Below are 16,106 nucleotides of genomic sequence, written 5' to 3'. Positions count from 1 at the left end.
GGTAATCCCCCCGAAAAACTGGGGTGCTCATAAGTAGAATTTTCTCGTATCTTGAACGCAGGAGGTTCTACATGAAAACATCACGCTTTAGCGATGCCCAAATCATCGCCATTCTCAAGCAAGCCGAGTCCGGTTCACCCGTCCCCGAGCTGTGCCGTGAGCATGGCATCAGCTCCGCCACCTTCTACAAGTGGCGCTCCAAATTCGGTGGCATGGATGCCTCCCTCATGGCTCGCCTCAAAGAGCTGGAAGAGGAAAATCGTCGCCTCAAGAAAATGTATGCCGAGGAGCGCCTCAAGGCCGAGATCATAGCCGAGGCCATGGCAAAAAAGTGGTAACGCCATCTGCCCGCAAGGAGATGGCTACCAAGGCCGTAACGCACTTCGCCATTTCTGTCCGGCAGGCCTGCAACCTCTTCAAGGTCAGTGAAGGCTGTTATCGCTATCAACCCGTGCTTGCCGATGAAAACCTGCTTATTGCGGATTGGTTGCTGCGTATCACCGACAGCCAGCGCAATTGGGGCTTTGGCCTCTGCTTCCTCTATCTACGCAATGTCAAAGGGTTTGGCTGGAACCATAAGCGGGTCTACCGGATTTATCGGGAGCTTGAACTGAACATGCGGATCAAACCCAAGAAGCGACTGGTGCGTGAAAAGCCGGACGCATTGGCCGTGCCAGACAAGCCCAATCAGTGCTGGTCGATGGATTTTATGCATGACCAGCTCAGTGATGGCCGGTCGGTGCGACTGTTTAATGTGATCGATGACTTTAATCGCGAGGCGCTGTGCATAGAGGTTGATTTTTCATTGCCAGCCTCGCGGGTCAAGCGAGCCCTGGAGCAGGTGATCGAGTGGCGTGGCAAACCAGCGATGATCCGGTGTGATAATGGCCCGGAATATATCAGCGAGGAGCTCAAGGAGTGGGCGATGAAACAGGGGATCACCTTGGGGTATATCCAACCTGGCAATCCCCAGCAGAACGCGTACATAGAGCGGTTTAACAGAACGGTGCGTTACGATTGGTTGGCTCATCACCTGTTTGGCACACTGGAGGAACTACAAGAATTTGCAACGCAATGGCTGTGGGTTTATAACCATGAACGGCCCAACATGGCGCTAGATGGCTACACACCGAAACAGCATCTGGCAAAGGCTGCATGACCTCTACTTTTGAATGCTCCTAAAAATGGGGGGATTACCAAGTCAGTTATACCCTGTGATACCAATGTCTACTGTTTGAATTACTTCCGGCCGCTCTGCGGCCGGTTTTTTTATTGCGCCTTTTCAGCACCTTGCATATAACTATCGAGCGGATTGATGGCAATATCCGCGCCGTTGACAGGGAGTGACAAGGAGATATTCACGGATGAGACAAGCGCGCGGGAACATAGACTGGCAACGCGGATGGCTGCTGTTGCCACTGCTGTTGATATCGCTCATCTGGAGCAGTACGGCAGATGCCAGCTGGGATCAGAGCCTCTATCGTCAACTGGGTCTGGCAGGCAAGCTGGATAAACAGACCTTTCGTCAGGCACTCAACAGTTATCAAACTGTGCGCCACAAACGCAAACCCATTCTCACCATCATCGATTACAGCAAGCCATCCACCCAGCGCAGACTGTTTGTCATCGATATGAAACGCCACAAGCTGCTCTATCACACCTGGGTCAGCCATGGCCGCAACTCAGGTGAACTGGCCGCAAAACACTTTTCCAACCAGCTCAACTCCCGCCAAAGTTCCCTTGGCGTCTATCGCACCGCAGAAACCTATCTGGGCAAGCATGGCTACTCCCTGCGGCTGGACGGGCTAAGCCCCGGCAAGAACAGCAATGCCCGCAAGCGTGCCATCGTAGTACATGGCGCCGCCTATGCCAGCCCGACCCATCTGCGCAAATATGACAAGCTGGGCCGCAGCTGGGGTTGCCCCGCCCTGCCCAAAGAGCAGGCCAGAGCCATCATAGATACCATCAAGGGGGGGAGTGTCATCTACGCCCACGGCTAGCGGGCACAACACCAAAAAACGCAAGGCCAGCAATCGCTGGCCTTGTTTGTTACGCTTTTCACACTAAACGTGGCGCGTTATTGGCGCACCACCAGTACCGGACAGGGTGCATGACGCACCACAGACTCGGCGACACTGCCTACCAGCAGATGGCTGATACCAGAGCGGCCGTGGCTACCCATCACGATCAGCTCAACCTCATCCTCCTTGGCCTGAATGACAATTTCATCGGCGGCGCGGCCAAAGCGAATATCAAAGGTGGCCGGGATCGGCAGGGTGGCAACCAGCTCTTTGAGCTGGGTTCTGGCCTGACGCTCCATCTCGTGAGTAATCTCGATGGCCGTCATATGAAGGATCTTGTAACTGTCAAAACCGTGCAGTTGATCAACCACGTGGATCAGCTTGAGCTGGGCCTGATGGCTCTGTGCCATGAAAACGGCATAGTCGAGTACCGCGCGAGACATTTGGGAAAAATCGACTGGACAGAGCAGAGTCTTGATCGATGGCATAATGCAGTCTCCTCTACTGATTGGGGTGCTATTGAATCTTTACTCGATCATAACGATCCGACCGTAAATAACCCTCGACCCTGTCGCAAAATGGAGATGCGGGATGTTTTCTCCGCCCGCCGCGATCAATGCATGGTATAAATCAGGTGATAAATGCTCTCCTCACCCCCTGCGAGGATAATGCTGACCATGCTGCGCATCGGTTGTTTGCTGCTTTGCTCTCTGTGTGCGATCGCCAACGCTCGCACAGCCGATATTCACGTCTATTGCGATGGCTGGCCCGGTTTCTGCCAACCGGATGGCCACGGTATCTATCTCGATCTGGTGCGAACCATCTACCAACCCCACGGCTATCAGATCGTGCCCTACAAACGCGCCGTCGCCATGGTAGCCATGGCAAGAGGGGGATATGGCGATGAGTGTCTATCGGGACGAGATCAAGGGGGTCAAACAGCCCCGTCAGCCAGCCTCCGCCGATGATGTGACCGTCTTCATGCTCAAGCAGTGGCAGCCACAATGGCGGGGAGAGCGCAGCCTGGAGGGAGAGACCGTACTCTGGCGGCGAGGATGGGTGCTGGATAAATATCTTCCGGTCACCATGCGATGGTATGAGATCGACAACCATGAGATGGCCCTGCAGCTGATTGACAAGGGGCGCTATCGCTATTACCTGACCGCTGGCGTGCTCCATGCCGCCGATGAGACCCCGGCCAATATGTACCGCACCATTTTGCGCTGGATCCCGACTTACCCCATTTTTGCCGATACCGAGCAGGGCGACCGGCTACTGCAGTTGTGGGATCAAGAGATGGTGAATCTGATCCGTCGCGGCACGCTGGCCGAGATATATCGCCATTATCACCTCTATGACTACTACCGCGACTTTCTCGAGGAGCAGGCGGTCAAGGCCGGCGAAAACTGATCCCACCATAGGGGAAAGAGAAGGATTCCGCAGCCCCGTCAACAGTGACCACCGCCAGCAACCTGCCCATAAGCAACACCTTGTCCATTGCGGTTTGAGTCACCGTGGCCACGCCACAACTCAGGGTTGCCGGAACCCCTTCGCCAATCGGTCATAGAGGATCACATTGACCGAGGCAGCCAGATTCATGCAGCCCTGAGTCGGCACATAAACCACATCTTTCACCGCGCCATAGAGGGCGGGATCGAGCGTACCATCCTCCGGCCCGAAGATATAAAAAGCCCGTTCCGGATGGACATAGTCGGGGAGCGGTGTAGCGCCGTCGATCAGATCGACCACCACGGGCACGCATCCCTGCGGGATAAACGCCATCAGATCATCCACCCCGAGCAGCGGGATCTTCTCCACCATCTGCTTGGTATCAGTGGCAAAGCGGCGCGCCAACTCGAAGCGGTTGCCGGTGTAGTAGACCTCGTCTACCCCGTAACAGCCCGCAGCCCGCATCACGGAGCCGACATTTTCCGGAGACTTGGGATTGACCAACCCCACGCAGCAGAATGCACTCTTTTCCATCATCTCTCCTCATCTTGCGGCGGCCATTATAAGCCGTTGCAGGGCCATCGACCCGTTAAAAGTCCCCTCCCCGGCTAAACCGCTTGCCAACCCAGCTTTGAATGTCGATTTTTTGTGCGCAAGCCGACAAATTTTGTACAAGCTGATAGCCAGCAAACGTTTCCTAGCAATAATGGACAAACGTTTGCAAATGGATGTTTGTCTATGACTGAGCGTGAACAAGAGATCCTCGCCCTGCTGCGTCAGGATCCCATGATTGCCCAGCAGGAGCTGGCCGATCGCCTTGGCATCAGCCGCTCCGCGCTGGCCAGCCACATCTCCAGCCTGATCCGGCAGGGATATGTGCAAGGCAGAGGTTATGTACTGCGAGAAGGCCCCTACGTAGTGGTGATCGGCGGTGCCAATATGGATATTTGCGGCACCAGCCATGACAACCTGCTGCTCGGCGACTCCAACCCGGGCAAGGTGCGCACCTCGGCCGGTGGTGTTGGCCGCAATATCGCCGAGAATCTGGCGCGGCTCGGCAGCGATACCCGGCTGCTTACAGCGGTCGGCAACGACCAGTATGGCCACCATCTATTGGAAGTGAGCCAGCGGGCTGGCGTCGATGTGCGCCAGACCCTGGTGCTCGATGGCCACACTACCTCTTGCTACCTCAGCCTGCATGATGGCAGCGGCGAAATGAGCTGCGCCATCAACGACATGGCCATCATAGAGCAGCTCACCCCTGCCCGCCTGACCCCGCTCGGTGGCTTTCTCGGCGGTGCCCGGCTTTGGGTGCTCGACACCAATCTGGCCATCCACACCCTCGACTGGCTGTTCGAGCGGCAGGGAGAGCACGCCATCTTTGTCGATACCGTTTCGGTGGCCAAGGTGGAGAAGATCCGCCCCTGGCTCGGCAAGATCCACACCCTCAAACCCAATCGCAGTGAAGCCGAGCAGTTGTGCGGCATGACCATCGCCGGGCCCGAAACCTGGCCCATGGTGGCCGCCTGGTTCCACCGCGCCGGGGTCAAGCGACTGTTCCTCAGTCTGGGTGAACAGGGGATCTTTTACAGCGATGGCGAGCAACAGGGCCACCTGCCTGTGCTGGGTAGTCCGGTGCTCAACGTCACCGGCGGCGGGGATGCCTTTATGGCTGGCCTCGCCCACGCCTGGCTGCAAGAGCTCGACATTGCCCAAACCACCCGCTTTGCCTTGGGCTGCGCCGCCCTCACCGTCAATTGTTCCGATACCGTTTTTTCCGGTCTGAGCAAGACCGCCGTTGACCGCATACTGGAGGAGTACTCATGCTGAACGCTTACCTCGATATCCAACCGGAAGTGGCTGCCGCGCTAGCTGCTGGCAAACCGGTGGTTGCCCTCGAATCCACCATCATCTCCCACGGCATGCCCTATCCGCAGAACGTGGAGACGGCCCGTCAGGTGGAGCAGGTGGTGCGCGATAACGGAGCCATTCCGGCCACCATCGCCATCCTCGATGGCCGCCTCAAGGTGGGACTGGATGCGGGTGCGCTGGAGGCCCTCGGTCGGGCTGGCCATGCGGTTACCAAGTGCAGCCGCCGCGACATTCCGTTCGTGCTGGCGCGCAAGGGGATGGGGGCCACCACGGTCGCCTCCACCATGATCATCGCCGCCATGGCGGGGATCCGGGTCTTTGCCACCGGTGGTATCGGCGGGGTACATCGCGGCGCGCAGGAGACCTTCGATATCTCGGCCGACCTGCAGGAGCTGGCCCAAACGCCGGTGGCCGTAGTCTGTGCCGGCGCCAAGTCGATCCTCGATATCGGGCTGACCTTGGAGTATCTGGAGACCCAGGGCGTGCCGGTGATCGGCTATCAAACCGAGGAGCTGCCCGCCTTCTACACCCGCGAGAGCGGCTTCAAGGTCGACTACCGACTGGATAGTCCAGCAGCCATCGCCGAGGCGCTTCGCCTCAAGTGGGAGCTGGGACTGGCGGGCGGCGCCGTGGTGGCCAACCCCATCCCGAGCGCACACGCCATGCCAAAAGCCGATATCGACGCAGCCATTGCCCAAGCGCTCCATGAAGCCGATGAGCAGGGGATCAAGGGCAAAGCGTCTACCCCCTTCCTGCTGGCCCGCGTCTGCGAGCTGACTGGCGGCAACTCGCTGGCGGCCAACATCCAGCTGGTACTGAACAACGCGGCCCTCGGTGCCCGGATCGCTGCCAGCCTCTGATCGCACGCCGATACCTCGCCATGTAAAAGAGGGCCTCGCGGCCCTCTTGTTGTTTTTGCTATCTGCAGCGCTATTACAACACTGTGTTATTGCAGTACCACGCGCCCATTGAGCGGTTGCACCGGCCGGTTGTTAGGGCGGTGCATCACCGCCTTGAATGCGTCGATCTGGGCCTGACTGACCTCAACCGGCAGCTTCATCACCAGCCAGCGCACTCCTTCCGAACAGGGAGGCGTAGTAAGGGAACCGCTGAAGCGATAGTAGTCACGGCTCTCGGGCAGCAGTTGCTCAGCTGAGAGCGGCGCCTTGAGAGTGCGGATCTCCCCCACCTTGGCAGGTAATGCACTCCAGGCTGCCGCCAGCGCCGGATTGGCCTTGCCAGCCTCGAACATCACCGCCACCACGGCGATCTCTCCCTTGTCACTGACATGCACCAGATGCCCTTCCAGCGGATAGGATTTGCCCTCGATGAGGTTCTCACTCGGGGCGTGGAAGTGGAACTGCTTGAGTTCAAACGTGGTGCCATCGAGTTGCAAGGTGCTGCCCGGGGCATAACCGACCTGCACGGTGTGACCGTTGTTGACCACTGTGTTGCCACCCGCCTGATAGTGGAGTACCAGCGGGGCCAGTTTGGCCTCGACCAATCCGCTCAGGTCAACCGGCGACTGATTGCTGCCCGCACACTGACCAAACTCCGGGGTCAGCTTGGCCCAGTGGGCAGGCCCCGCCTCACCGCTATATTCCCAATGGGGGGTGGCAGCAAACACGACAGGGCACAGCAACAGGGAGCAGGCCAACAGAGACTTTCTCATCATACATCCTTATCTTGATTGAAAAGCACGACCATCCCCTCCCCCGGATAGCGGGGCATGCAGAGATGGCATATCTGATACGCGGGATACAGAGCATCGGAGCGACTTTCTAATGGTAACGAGCACGGGTTGGTCAATCGGTTTGACCGCGGCTCAATACAGAGTCGTTTGGCAAGTATATGGTGAGGGATCGGCAGAGACAGTGAAAGAGGGGGAAATTAATCAGCCGGCTATCCACTCATCGTCTGGCGGATACGGGGCAAGGTTCAGGGAGTCACGCTTTCATAACAACCATCCATCACAACCATCGCGGGAATCCGGGCTCCCGCGATGGTTGCCGATAACGGCAATTAACGGTCGCGATTCAACGCGATCAGGCGATCAAGAATCGCCTCACCATCGGCACGCAAACCGTTGTGCTCATACTCATTGGTGATCCAGGCGCGACTGTTGCCAAGACCACGCAGAGTTTCGCGACTGTAGTCAAACTCCACATACATATCCTCGGCATAAACGGCGCATGCTACCGGCACCTTGTTGCGGGCCAGTTGGGCCGGATTATAGAGCCCCCCCCAGTCTGCCTTGTTGGCCAGCAGATGAGCCGCCTCTTTCAGGGGCTGCAACTCGCGGAACTGCTCGAACATCCAGGGGTAAACCATCTCTCCGGTGAAGGTGAAATCCTTGCCGGGCACCCAGTTCACCGCAGGAAACTCCCCTCTGACCCGGTCCGCCGCCCAGCGAGTCGCCTCCCCCTCGGCGTAGATAGCCTCGTGCAGGATGGCAAACAGCGGGTTGGTATTGAATGGCTGCATGCTCTGCACCTGATAGAGAAAGGCCGGGCTCAGCTTGTCGCCGATAAAGGCCTCTTCCAGCAGGTAATAAAGCTCCTCGAAAGCACCCGTAGCACCGAGATCCAGCCCTTGCTGCTGGAACTGCTCCACCGTCAGGCGCTGGCCGTTGGGCAGTCGCACATCATGCTGGTGCAGATGGTTGGCCAGCCGGTTAGCAATCCCCTGAGCATGGGGGAAGCGGGCGAAGAAGGCTCGGTTCTTGTCAGCCACCCTCTGGTAGGTGGCGCGGTAAACCTCCTCGGCACTGCGGCCAATCGGCGCAATGCCGCCGGTGATATAGACCTCCCGCAGACTGTCGGGAAAAAGCGAGAGATAGGTCAGGCAGCAAAAACCGCCAAAGCTTTGCCCCAGCAGGCTCCAGCGATGCTTGGGGCTGAGCTCCTGCCGGATGAACTCGGCATCTTGCACTATGCTGTCGGCGCGAAAATGGCCGAGATACTCCGCCTGCTCGGCCGGGGTCATTTTGGCCAGAATCTGCCCGTGGATGGGGCTCGACATCCCGGTGCCACGCTGATCCAGCAGCAGCACTCTGAACTCCTGCAACGCCCGCTTGAGCCAACCATTGTTGGCCGTCGGACGCGGCGCCCCGAATCCCGGCCCACCTTGCAGAAACAGCAACCATGGCAACTTCTCATCGAGCTTGTCTTTACGGCAGAGGGTGCGGGCAAACAGGGTAATGCTGTCACCATCCGGCTCATCATGATCGAGGGGAACGGTAAAAAAGTGCGGCTCGCAATGAATGCCGTCCAGTACATAGCTCAAGGGGCTGTTCATCTGGGATCTCTCCGTCAGGATGGGAACATCATTGACCCCATCATAGCCCCGCCCAGCCACAGGGTCACTCCGGTTTTCCAAAATGTTAACAATGGCTTAAAGGTCGAAACATCACCAGACAAGCCGCTCTTCAACGGTGCTGAATTAATTGTTTTGCGGGGGAGATTGACGCCATGGCGCCATTCAACAAAGATGGCTCGCCTGCACAGGAGTGCAGCCATTCAGGCCGACAAAATGGATAAGGGAATGTGATGAAACCGAAGTGGATCAGGGCCAGAAAAAGAGAGAAGAAGCCATGCCCTGGCAGCATGTTGCAGACCGGAATGCTGCTGTTCAGTGCCACCTGTGGCGCGACGCTCTTTTTGGCCGCATGCAACAGCAACTAGAAATGAAAAAGCCCGCTCGATTGAGCGGGCTTTTCGAATTTGGCTCCTCCTACTGGACTTGAACCAGTGACATACGGATTAACAGTCCGCCGTTCTACCGACTGAACTAAGGAGGAATTGTGGTGCCCAGAGACGGAATCGAACCGCCGACACGGGGATTTTCAATCCCCTGCTCTACCGACTGAGCTATCTGGGCAACGGCGCGCATTAAACCCTTTCCAGCGCAGAGTGTCAACCATGATGGCACGATAAAAAGTGCGTTCGCTCAACAACCGAACGAAGCGACCATTTATTATCCATTTCAGTCCTGTTTGCCGTACTTGCTGGCCTCTGCACGCCCTGCAGGCTGTGCCAATATGATGGAAATTCGAGGCTCAGTGGGTCAGCCGCATTGAGCCGAATCCACTCTGCGAGTATGCTTTGCCGCAATGATACCGCCTGGAGGCAACATGAGTCTGAATATGCAAGAGTGGCGTGATGAGACCACCGAGATCGTCAACGAACTGCTGGCCGATGGCAGCAATCCCGATGCGGATTACGACATCGAGCACCACTTCGCCTGCCAGGATTTCGACCGTCTGGAAAAAGCAGCGGTTGACCTGTTCAAGGCCGGTTTTGAAGTGACCGATGCCGAAGAGATGGAGCTGGATGACGGCGCCACCATCTTCTGCTTCGATGCCACCATCGAGTGCAAGCTGAATGTCGAAGCGATCGTCGCCGATATCGCCAAGATGCTGCCCATCCTGGAAAAATACGGGGTGGATTACGATGGCTGGGGCACCTACTTCCAGGATTGATCCTGCCTCCATCGTAAAACAACAAGGCCACCTTGCGGTGGCCTTGTTGTTTCTGACGATCTCTCACGCCAGATAGCTGGCAGCAAACTCCGCCGGCGGCAGTGGGCGACTGAACAGATAGCCCTGGAGCCGATCACACCCCGCCTCGGTCAGCCACAGCTGCTGCTCGGGTGTCTCTACCCCTTCGGCCGTAATCCGGATCCCAAGCTCATGGCCCAACCCGATGACCGAACGCACGATAGCGGTAGTCGCGCTATTGCTGGCGAGCCCCTGAGTGAAGCTGCGATCCAGCTTGAGGGTCGCCACCTGCAAACGCGGCAGATAGGCCAGCGAACAGTAACCGGTACCAAAGTCGTCGATGGCCAACTGAAAACCGGCGGCGATCAGGTTGTCGAGGTTGGTCTCAATCTCGTCGGCATTCTCCATCAGTACCCCTTCGGTGATCTCCAGCTCCAGTTGACTGGCCTTGAGACCATGGCGAGCGATGCAGGCTGAGACCCGCTCACAGAGCGCCGGATCACGGAACTGCAGCGGCGAGAGATTGATGGAGAGCACCATATCCGGCTGCGCAGTTTGCCACTGCGCCAGCTGGGCACAGCCCTGCTCCAACATTAACTGGCCAAGCTGACCGATGATCCCCATCTCTTCCGCCAACGGAATGAATTCGTCGGGGGAGATCATCCCAAGCTCGGGATGGGGCCAGCGACAGAGCAGCTCGGCGCCATGCAGCCGGTGGGTGCGGGTACAGATGATGGGCTGATAGACGGCAACCAGCTGGGCGGACTTGATGGCGAGCGGCAACTGGGCGGCGATCAACTGACGCCGCTTGAGCCGGGCATGCAGCTCGGGATCAAACAGGGTGCAGTACTGCTGCTGCCGTTTGCCCTGCGCCAGCGCAGCCTCGGCATGACTGAGCAACCGCTCGGCATCGCTTGCCCGCCCCTGGGCCAGCCCCAGAAACACCGGGATCTGGATGCGGTGATCTTCCACCTGATAGTGCTCCATCAACTGCTGCTGCAGATGCTGGCTCCACCCCTGCAATGGCTCGTTGAAATCTGGCAGCAGCAGGCTGAAGTCATCGGCAGCGACCCGACAGAGCAGGGAACGCGGCGGTACCAACTGCTGCAACCGCTTGGCCACCTGGCTGAGCAGGCGGTCGGCAATCCGGATCCCGAAGCGATCGTTGATCTCACGAAAATGGTGCAGATCGACCAGCACCAATGTGGCACTGCGTCCCCCAAGATGGCGGCTGGTCTGCAAGAACCGGGAGAGTTTGAGCAGTCCAGTCAGACTGTCGTAGTGCTGCTCCTGCTGCAACTGCGCCTGAGTGGTGCGCAGGCCGGTGATGTCACGCCCCAGCGTCAAGATCCCGAGGGAGTGACCGTCACCATCGGGGACATCGACCCGGGTGATCTCCATGTGTCGCCCCTGCCCGCTGGCATCCAGCAGACAGCACTCGCCGTGGCCCATCCCCTGCGGCGCCGCCAGCCGGAACGGTAGCTGCTGACCCAGCACCTCATCCGCCCCATGGCCGATAAAGTCGAGAAACGCCTGATTGCACTCCAGCAACACCCCGTTGTGATCATCGAAACGGATCAGGTCAGGAATGGCATCGAGCAGAAAACGCTGCAACAACTGCTGCTTTTTGACCGTCTGTTCCAGGCTCTTGCGCTGGGCAATCTCGTTAACCACGCCAAACACTGCACACGCCTCTCCCTGCGGGGTGTAAAGAGGCACCTTGTGCACCTCCATCCAGCAGGTATTCCCGCCCCGGTTGCAATGGAGCTGCTGATACAGCATCGGCACGCCTCCGGCAAGCAGCTGCTCATCCTCACTGCGAAAGAGATCGCCCCAGGGCATATCTGCATCTGTCTTGCCGACTACCTCGGCAGGCGACTCCAGCTTGGCTTCACGGGCGAACTCACGATTGGCGAACAGGTAACGCCCATGACTATCCCGACAGAAGATACTCATTGGCAATTGGTCGATGATCTGCTGCAGCAGATCCGGGGTGAGCATGTTGGTCACAGGGGTGCTTATGGAGGAATTTCGAGCAAATCTATGATAGCAAACCAATTTTGTAAAGCACCCCGATCACCTCCCCATAACATCGAACGCTGGATGGTTGCTGACAGAGATTGTCGCTCCGGCGATAATAGGCGCCGGTTGGCCAATGGCCTGGTGATATGGACGAGAGAAACAAGATGAAAAAGATTATGGGGAGCGCATTGGCGCTGCTGCTGGTTGGTTGTGCTGGTGACAATAACGGCGGTGAGGAGTATCGCTACAACCCGCCAATTGCCAAGGCAACCAACAATACTCAGGAAATGGCGATCCCGGTGGATCTGGTGTGGGCTCGCGCCGAGAAGTGGTTCACCGATCACGGCCTCACCATCGAAAACAGCCAGCGTGGCTCCGGCCTGATGACCGCCAACGTCAACCAATCAGCCGACGGGCTGGAGTGGCTGGACTGCGGAACTATGGGTTCCAAAGTTGCACTGGGCAACCCGAACCTGCAGATCAACCTGATCATCACCCAGAGCGGCAACAGCAGCGTGGCCACGGTCAACGTCAAGGGCAACACCGAGCTGTTCTTCGTTGAATCCTCAGGCGAGCGCGTACCGGCCCCGTCCATCAAGCCGGTCTGTGTCTCCCGCGGCACCCTGGAGCAGAGCCTGTTCGCCACCCTCGGCAACTGATTTCGCTTCCCTGCAAAGATAAAAAAAGCGGCAGATTGCTCTGCCGCTTTTTATTGCCCAGTGTTGGGCTTACTTATCGATATCAAGCAAGTGGGTTTGCAACATATAGTTGATTACCTGTTGGGATGCTGATTCCGGAGAACCAGAAACATGATTGCTAATATCTCCGGTTATGGACTCGAAGGTATGGTCAAGCAAGACAATCTCTTGTCTCACTTTGCCGCCATCAGCAGTTTCCACCTGCAAATGAACGCCATCCTCCTTCTCAAATACTGAAAGCAACGTAGCCAGGTTGGACTCATTTTTGTTACCACTGTGATCCAACAGATCGGATAAATCCAACTTGTCTGAACGTGCAATATCCACATCCTTGAACAAATTATCCATATTACTGCTCCACTGCCTGTCATCGCCATGCTGGACCTGGAAGTCAGTGATGTAATCAACTGGATGGGTTGGACGCATATTTGAATTGCCTGAACCCTGAACTGATGCATCATCCCCCTGCTGCCAAAGGAAGGTATCGGCCCCCTCCTCACCGCGCAGGTAGTCACTACCGGCCCCACCCAGGATCACATCATCACCACTGCCACCACGGATGAAGTCTCGATCCTTTCCACCATCCAGATAGTCGTTACCTGACCCCCCAAAGAGCAAGTCCACACCATCCTCGCCAAACAGGAAATCATTGCCCTGAGCGCCTTGCGCCACATCCCCCCAATTCACAGAGGCTTTGGCAGAGTTCAGGTCACCATCCTCACGGGCAACACCAGCGGCAGGCTGCTGGGTAATGTTGGCAACATCAGCTGTGACAAACTTAATTGCGCTGTTGATATCGACACGATTGCTGCCGCTATCTCCCAGATACACCACATCATTGCCACGCCCACCTTCGACATGATCATTACCACCATAGGTATACACGGTATCGGCACTGTCTTTTTTGATGACTACACCGGCAGTACCATCCTGATAAGTACCAGGTTGAGAGTAGTGGATACCATTTATTTCGATGGCCGTATGGGCAGCTACGGAAGGCCTATCGCTACTCAAATATACCGAGTCATTCAACTCGCCCGTCTTGATCGTATTCCCCTCCGGCAATACCTCAACCGGCAAGATAACCTCGCTAACGGCACTATCCAGAACAGTACCACTAGATGTCACTTCCTTAGCCGTTGCCTTGACAACAAGGTTGTAATGACCAGGATCATTCACTTTCAGTTGCAGGGTAGACAGACTCCAACCTGTCACATCCACCTTGCGGGAGTCACCCACGGTCACGCTGTGGTTGGCCGCATCTTTGAGCTCAGCCCCCACCGGCAATTCGTCGATCTCGATAGACAAGCGTTCAGAACCATCTTTATCTACCAACTCTGCCTCGATCTTACCCAGCTTGATAAAGCTGTCTTCGTACCCCTTGTTATCGACTGCCTGGAACTTGACATTGTCGAGAACAGCCCCGTAAGAATCTCCATTACCTGAAGCATCCTTTGACTCAAATACCAGTCGATATGTGCCAGTCTCCGGCACCTTCAACGGAACAGGCACCCCCTTCAACCAACCGACAGACTTAGGTTCAAAATCATACAAGTCAATGCGAGAATCGGGCATTGGACGACCATTAGCATCAAGCTGCACCAAAAACACCTTCAAACCACAGGTGGAAATCGACCTGCCATCCGTTGTCCGTGCACTGATATCGAAGTTCAGCTGATAGAAACGGCCTGACTCACACTGAATGTCGGTATAGAGCTGGCTCACATTCCTGCTACTTTCGATTTCCATCACTTGGTTCGTTGTACTGGTTGCCTTGTTGCCCAAATAGACGGATTCTTTGCCCACCTCAATCAGTCCACTACCATTGGCGTGCCATTGACCAATAGCACCGGCACCATTAATAGAGTTGGGGTTAATGTTATCTTTCCATCCTTCTGAGCCTACCCCCACATTCTCAAAATCCATGGCTGCCAGGGAGCTAAATGTCCCAACCTTCAGCGTCGGGGCATCAGCTTGTGGTATCAGATCCACCACAACGCTTTTATCACTGGCAATAACCTGATTTCCCTTCAGAACATCAAACTTGATACTGGTGAGATCGTGACCTTTGTTACCGACGCCTTTGTCATTCCCGTAAACATCGGCACCAGACACGTTATCTTCCGGGTCAAATTTCACCTTGCCACTGTCGATATCGGCCTTGGTAAAGGTTTTGGTCTCGTTTTTACCCAACTCTTTGTACTGGTTAGTGCTTGCATCCAAATACCGGATCGTGCCGGTGCCATCCTGGTTACCGGAAATCCGGACGGTAGACGCGTTATCCGAGATCCCGAAAGACGCCCATGTCAGAGTGACATCCGTATCCTCCACTCCCATCAGCATGGTTGGCGCTACGGTCGTCGGAACATTGCCATTCAGGGTCAGCACAGCTGAATCGGACACATCTCCATCGTTATCCTTGACGGTATAAGTAAACTCTTCTGTTACGGCACCAATAGCAGGCGTGTACTTGATCGAATCAACGACATAACCGTTCTGGTTACCGCTATAACCCAACACCAGATACTGGAAGGGGGTATTGGTCGAGATATTGAATGATTGCAAACCTCCATTACTGGAAGACGATACCAAGATACCGGAACCGACCAGCACGCCATTCGCATCATAAGCTTTCCAACTTGCGCTACCCTGTCCGCTATTAAGCTCGTTGATACCTATCTGAGCAAAATTGGATAGCGCCTTAAGCCCAATCACCAGCGATTCACCACTACCGATATCGTTGGTACCACCACCGCTTTGAGAGACACCAATACCGGGCTTGGCATTGTTGCCGCTGGTACGAACATCCACGAGTGCCGTTGCGCTATCGGTCAGGCCAGTCAAATTCAGTGAGGTGCCATTCAACGGCAGCGAGTTATTCAGGAAGCCATATACAGCAAAGGCAGATTTCACCGCCGTACCACCTTCGACCGCCTGCACATCGGTATCCAGCTTGCTGGTATAGGTGTAGCTACCATCAGCGCTCACGGTCAGATCACCATATTTACCCGCCACCGTTACGCTACCTGATGCATCAAGCACCATAGCTTGACCATTCAGGCCAGTCACCGAATACACCTTGGCTGGGTTGGCACTCGAGCTATCCACTACTGTGTCGTTTGTCAACAGGCTAGTGCTTCCGGCGGTCTGGACATTCAAGCCTACGGCGAAGCTGCCACTATCATTGGCAGCCAGCGGGTTGGTATCCAGGATATTGATGGTATACGTCACCGTCGAACCGTCGGCCTTGGTATAGGTAAACGAGTCAGTGTCCGCAACCAAGTCGGCATGATCCCGTACCGGCGCCTGGTAAACATACTTGCCATTCACCAGCGACACCGTCCCTCCCAAGGCTGTCGCACCTGTAAAAGCAACACCATCAGCCACGTTCAGAACATTGTTCAAGGTACCTTCTACTACGTCTTGCAACGCTACTAGCGAATCGTTGTCGACGATGGTGGCATTGCCCGTCACACCGGTACTGCCATTGGTGGTCACGCCGCCAGCTTCGGTCACTTTCAGACTGAAGGTTTCATCGCCTTCATA

The 16,106-nt window shown here is 56.3% G+C and carries 12 protein-coding genes, 2 tRNA genes and 1 pseudogene; 7 read left to right on the top strand and 8 right to left on the bottom strand.

Annotated elements, in window-relative coordinates; genetic code table 11:
- The first annotated feature begins 71 nt into the window (after nt 1-71).
- Nucleotides 72-1,159, top strand: a protein-coding gene (locus AB5Y90_RS11710) for an IS3 family transposase (protein ID WP_368166423.1) whose coding sequence is annotated in 2 segments (ribosomal slippage) — nt 72-324 and nt 324-1,159 — 1,089 coding nt in all. Because the reading frame shifts where the segments join, the coding sequence is not laid out codon by codon here.
- A gap of 205 nt (nt 1,160-1,364) precedes the next feature.
- Nucleotides 1,365-2,000, top strand: a complete 636-nt coding sequence (locus AB5Y90_RS11705; RefSeq protein ID WP_005354246.1) for a murein L,D-transpeptidase catalytic domain family protein — start codon at nt 1,365-1,367, stop codon at nt 1,998-2,000.
- A 77-nt stretch (nt 2,001-2,077) separates the two neighbouring features.
- On the opposite strand, the gene AB5Y90_RS11700 is transcribed toward AB5Y90_RS11705, so the two are convergent.
- Nucleotides 2,078-2,509 carry a universal stress protein gene (locus AB5Y90_RS11700; protein ID WP_005335309.1) on the bottom strand — a complete coding sequence of 144 codons (432 nt, stop codon included), beginning with the start codon at nt 2,507-2,509 and terminating at the stop codon, nt 2,078-2,080.
- 189 nt (nt 2,510-2,698) lie between these two features.
- On the opposite strand from AB5Y90_RS11700, the pseudogene AB5Y90_RS11695 reads away from it, so the two are divergent.
- Nucleotides 2,699-3,431, top strand: a pseudogene (locus AB5Y90_RS11695) (hypothetical protein).
- A gap of 120 nt (nt 3,432-3,551) precedes the next feature.
- On the opposite strand, the gene AB5Y90_RS11690 reads toward AB5Y90_RS11695, so the two are convergent.
- Nucleotides 3,552-4,004, bottom strand: coding sequence for an RNA methyltransferase (locus AB5Y90_RS11690; protein WP_005335311.1), 453 nt, complete (start codon nt 4,002-4,004; stop codon nt 3,552-3,554).
- Between the two features lie 204 nt (nt 4,005-4,208).
- On the opposite strand from AB5Y90_RS11690, the gene AB5Y90_RS11685 reads away from it, so the two are divergent.
- Together AB5Y90_RS11685 and AB5Y90_RS11680 are read left to right on the top strand one after the other, a co-directional pair.
- A complete protein-coding gene (locus AB5Y90_RS11685; protein WP_043850319.1) occupies nt 4,209-5,300 on the top strand; it encodes a PfkB family carbohydrate kinase in 1,092 nt (363 codons plus the stop codon).
- Complete coding sequence (locus AB5Y90_RS11680; RefSeq protein WP_338773893.1) at nt 5,294-6,202, top strand: pseudouridine-5'-phosphate glycosidase; 909 nt, start codon at nt 5,294-5,296, stop codon at nt 6,200-6,202. The genes AB5Y90_RS11685 and AB5Y90_RS11680 overlap by 7 nt, the downstream gene beginning before the upstream one ends.
- An 86-nt stretch (nt 6,203-6,288) precedes the next feature.
- Here the strand turns inward: AB5Y90_RS11680 and AB5Y90_RS11675 are convergent, their stop codons facing one another.
- From AB5Y90_RS11675 to AB5Y90_RS11660, 4 genes are all read right to left on the bottom strand, one after another.
- Nucleotides 6,289-7,014 carry a carbonic anhydrase family protein gene (locus AB5Y90_RS11675; protein WP_338774967.1) on the bottom strand — a complete coding sequence of 242 codons (726 nt, stop codon included), beginning with the start codon at nt 7,012-7,014 and terminating at the stop codon, nt 6,289-6,291.
- Between the two features lie 350 nt (nt 7,015-7,364).
- A complete protein-coding gene (locus tag AB5Y90_RS11670) occupies nt 7,365-8,639 on the bottom strand; it encodes an alpha/beta hydrolase (protein WP_368166892.1) in 1,275 nt (424 codons plus the stop codon).
- Between the two features lie 426 nt (nt 8,640-9,065).
- A tRNA-Asn gene (locus AB5Y90_RS11665) sits at nt 9,066-9,141 on the bottom strand.
- A 4-nt stretch (nt 9,142-9,145) separates the two neighbouring features.
- Nucleotides 9,146-9,221: transfer RNA gene (locus tag AB5Y90_RS11660), tRNA-Phe, on the bottom strand.
- Nucleotides 9,222-9,486: 265 nt separating this feature from the next.
- Here AB5Y90_RS11660 and rraB point away from each other — a divergent pair.
- On the top strand, nt 9,487-9,822 hold the full coding sequence (gene rraB / locus AB5Y90_RS11655) for a ribonuclease E inhibitor RraB (RefSeq protein WP_026034893.1): 336 nt from the start codon (nt 9,487-9,489) through the stop codon (nt 9,820-9,822).
- 63 nt (nt 9,823-9,885) lie between these two features.
- On the opposite strand, the gene AB5Y90_RS11650 is transcribed toward rraB, so the two are convergent.
- The gene (locus AB5Y90_RS11650) at nt 9,886-11,841 is read right to left on the bottom strand and encodes an EAL domain-containing protein (protein WP_236320830.1); all 1,956 of its coding nucleotides are present in this window, start codon (nt 11,839-11,841) and stop codon (nt 9,886-9,888) included.
- Between the two features lie 185 nt (nt 11,842-12,026).
- On the opposite strand from AB5Y90_RS11650, the gene AB5Y90_RS11645 reads away from it, so the two are divergent.
- Nucleotides 12,027-12,521, top strand: a complete 495-nt coding sequence (locus tag AB5Y90_RS11645; RefSeq protein ID WP_005335330.1) for a hypothetical protein — start codon at nt 12,027-12,029, stop codon at nt 12,519-12,521.
- 69 nt (nt 12,522-12,590) lie between these two features.
- On the opposite strand, the gene AB5Y90_RS11640 is transcribed toward AB5Y90_RS11645, so the two are convergent.
- The coding region (locus AB5Y90_RS11640; RefSeq protein ID WP_368166891.1) for a type I secretion C-terminal target domain-containing protein at nt 12,591-16,106 on the bottom strand (3,516 nt) is incomplete at its 5' end.

This window comes from Aeromonas sp. R4-1 (genome assembly GCF_040908325.1).
GTDB lineage: Bacteria > Pseudomonadota > Gammaproteobacteria > Enterobacterales > Aeromonadaceae > Aeromonas > Aeromonas veronii.
The sequence above is the reverse complement of the archived record's forward strand: the minus strand, read 5'-3'. Positions and strand labels throughout refer to the sequence as shown.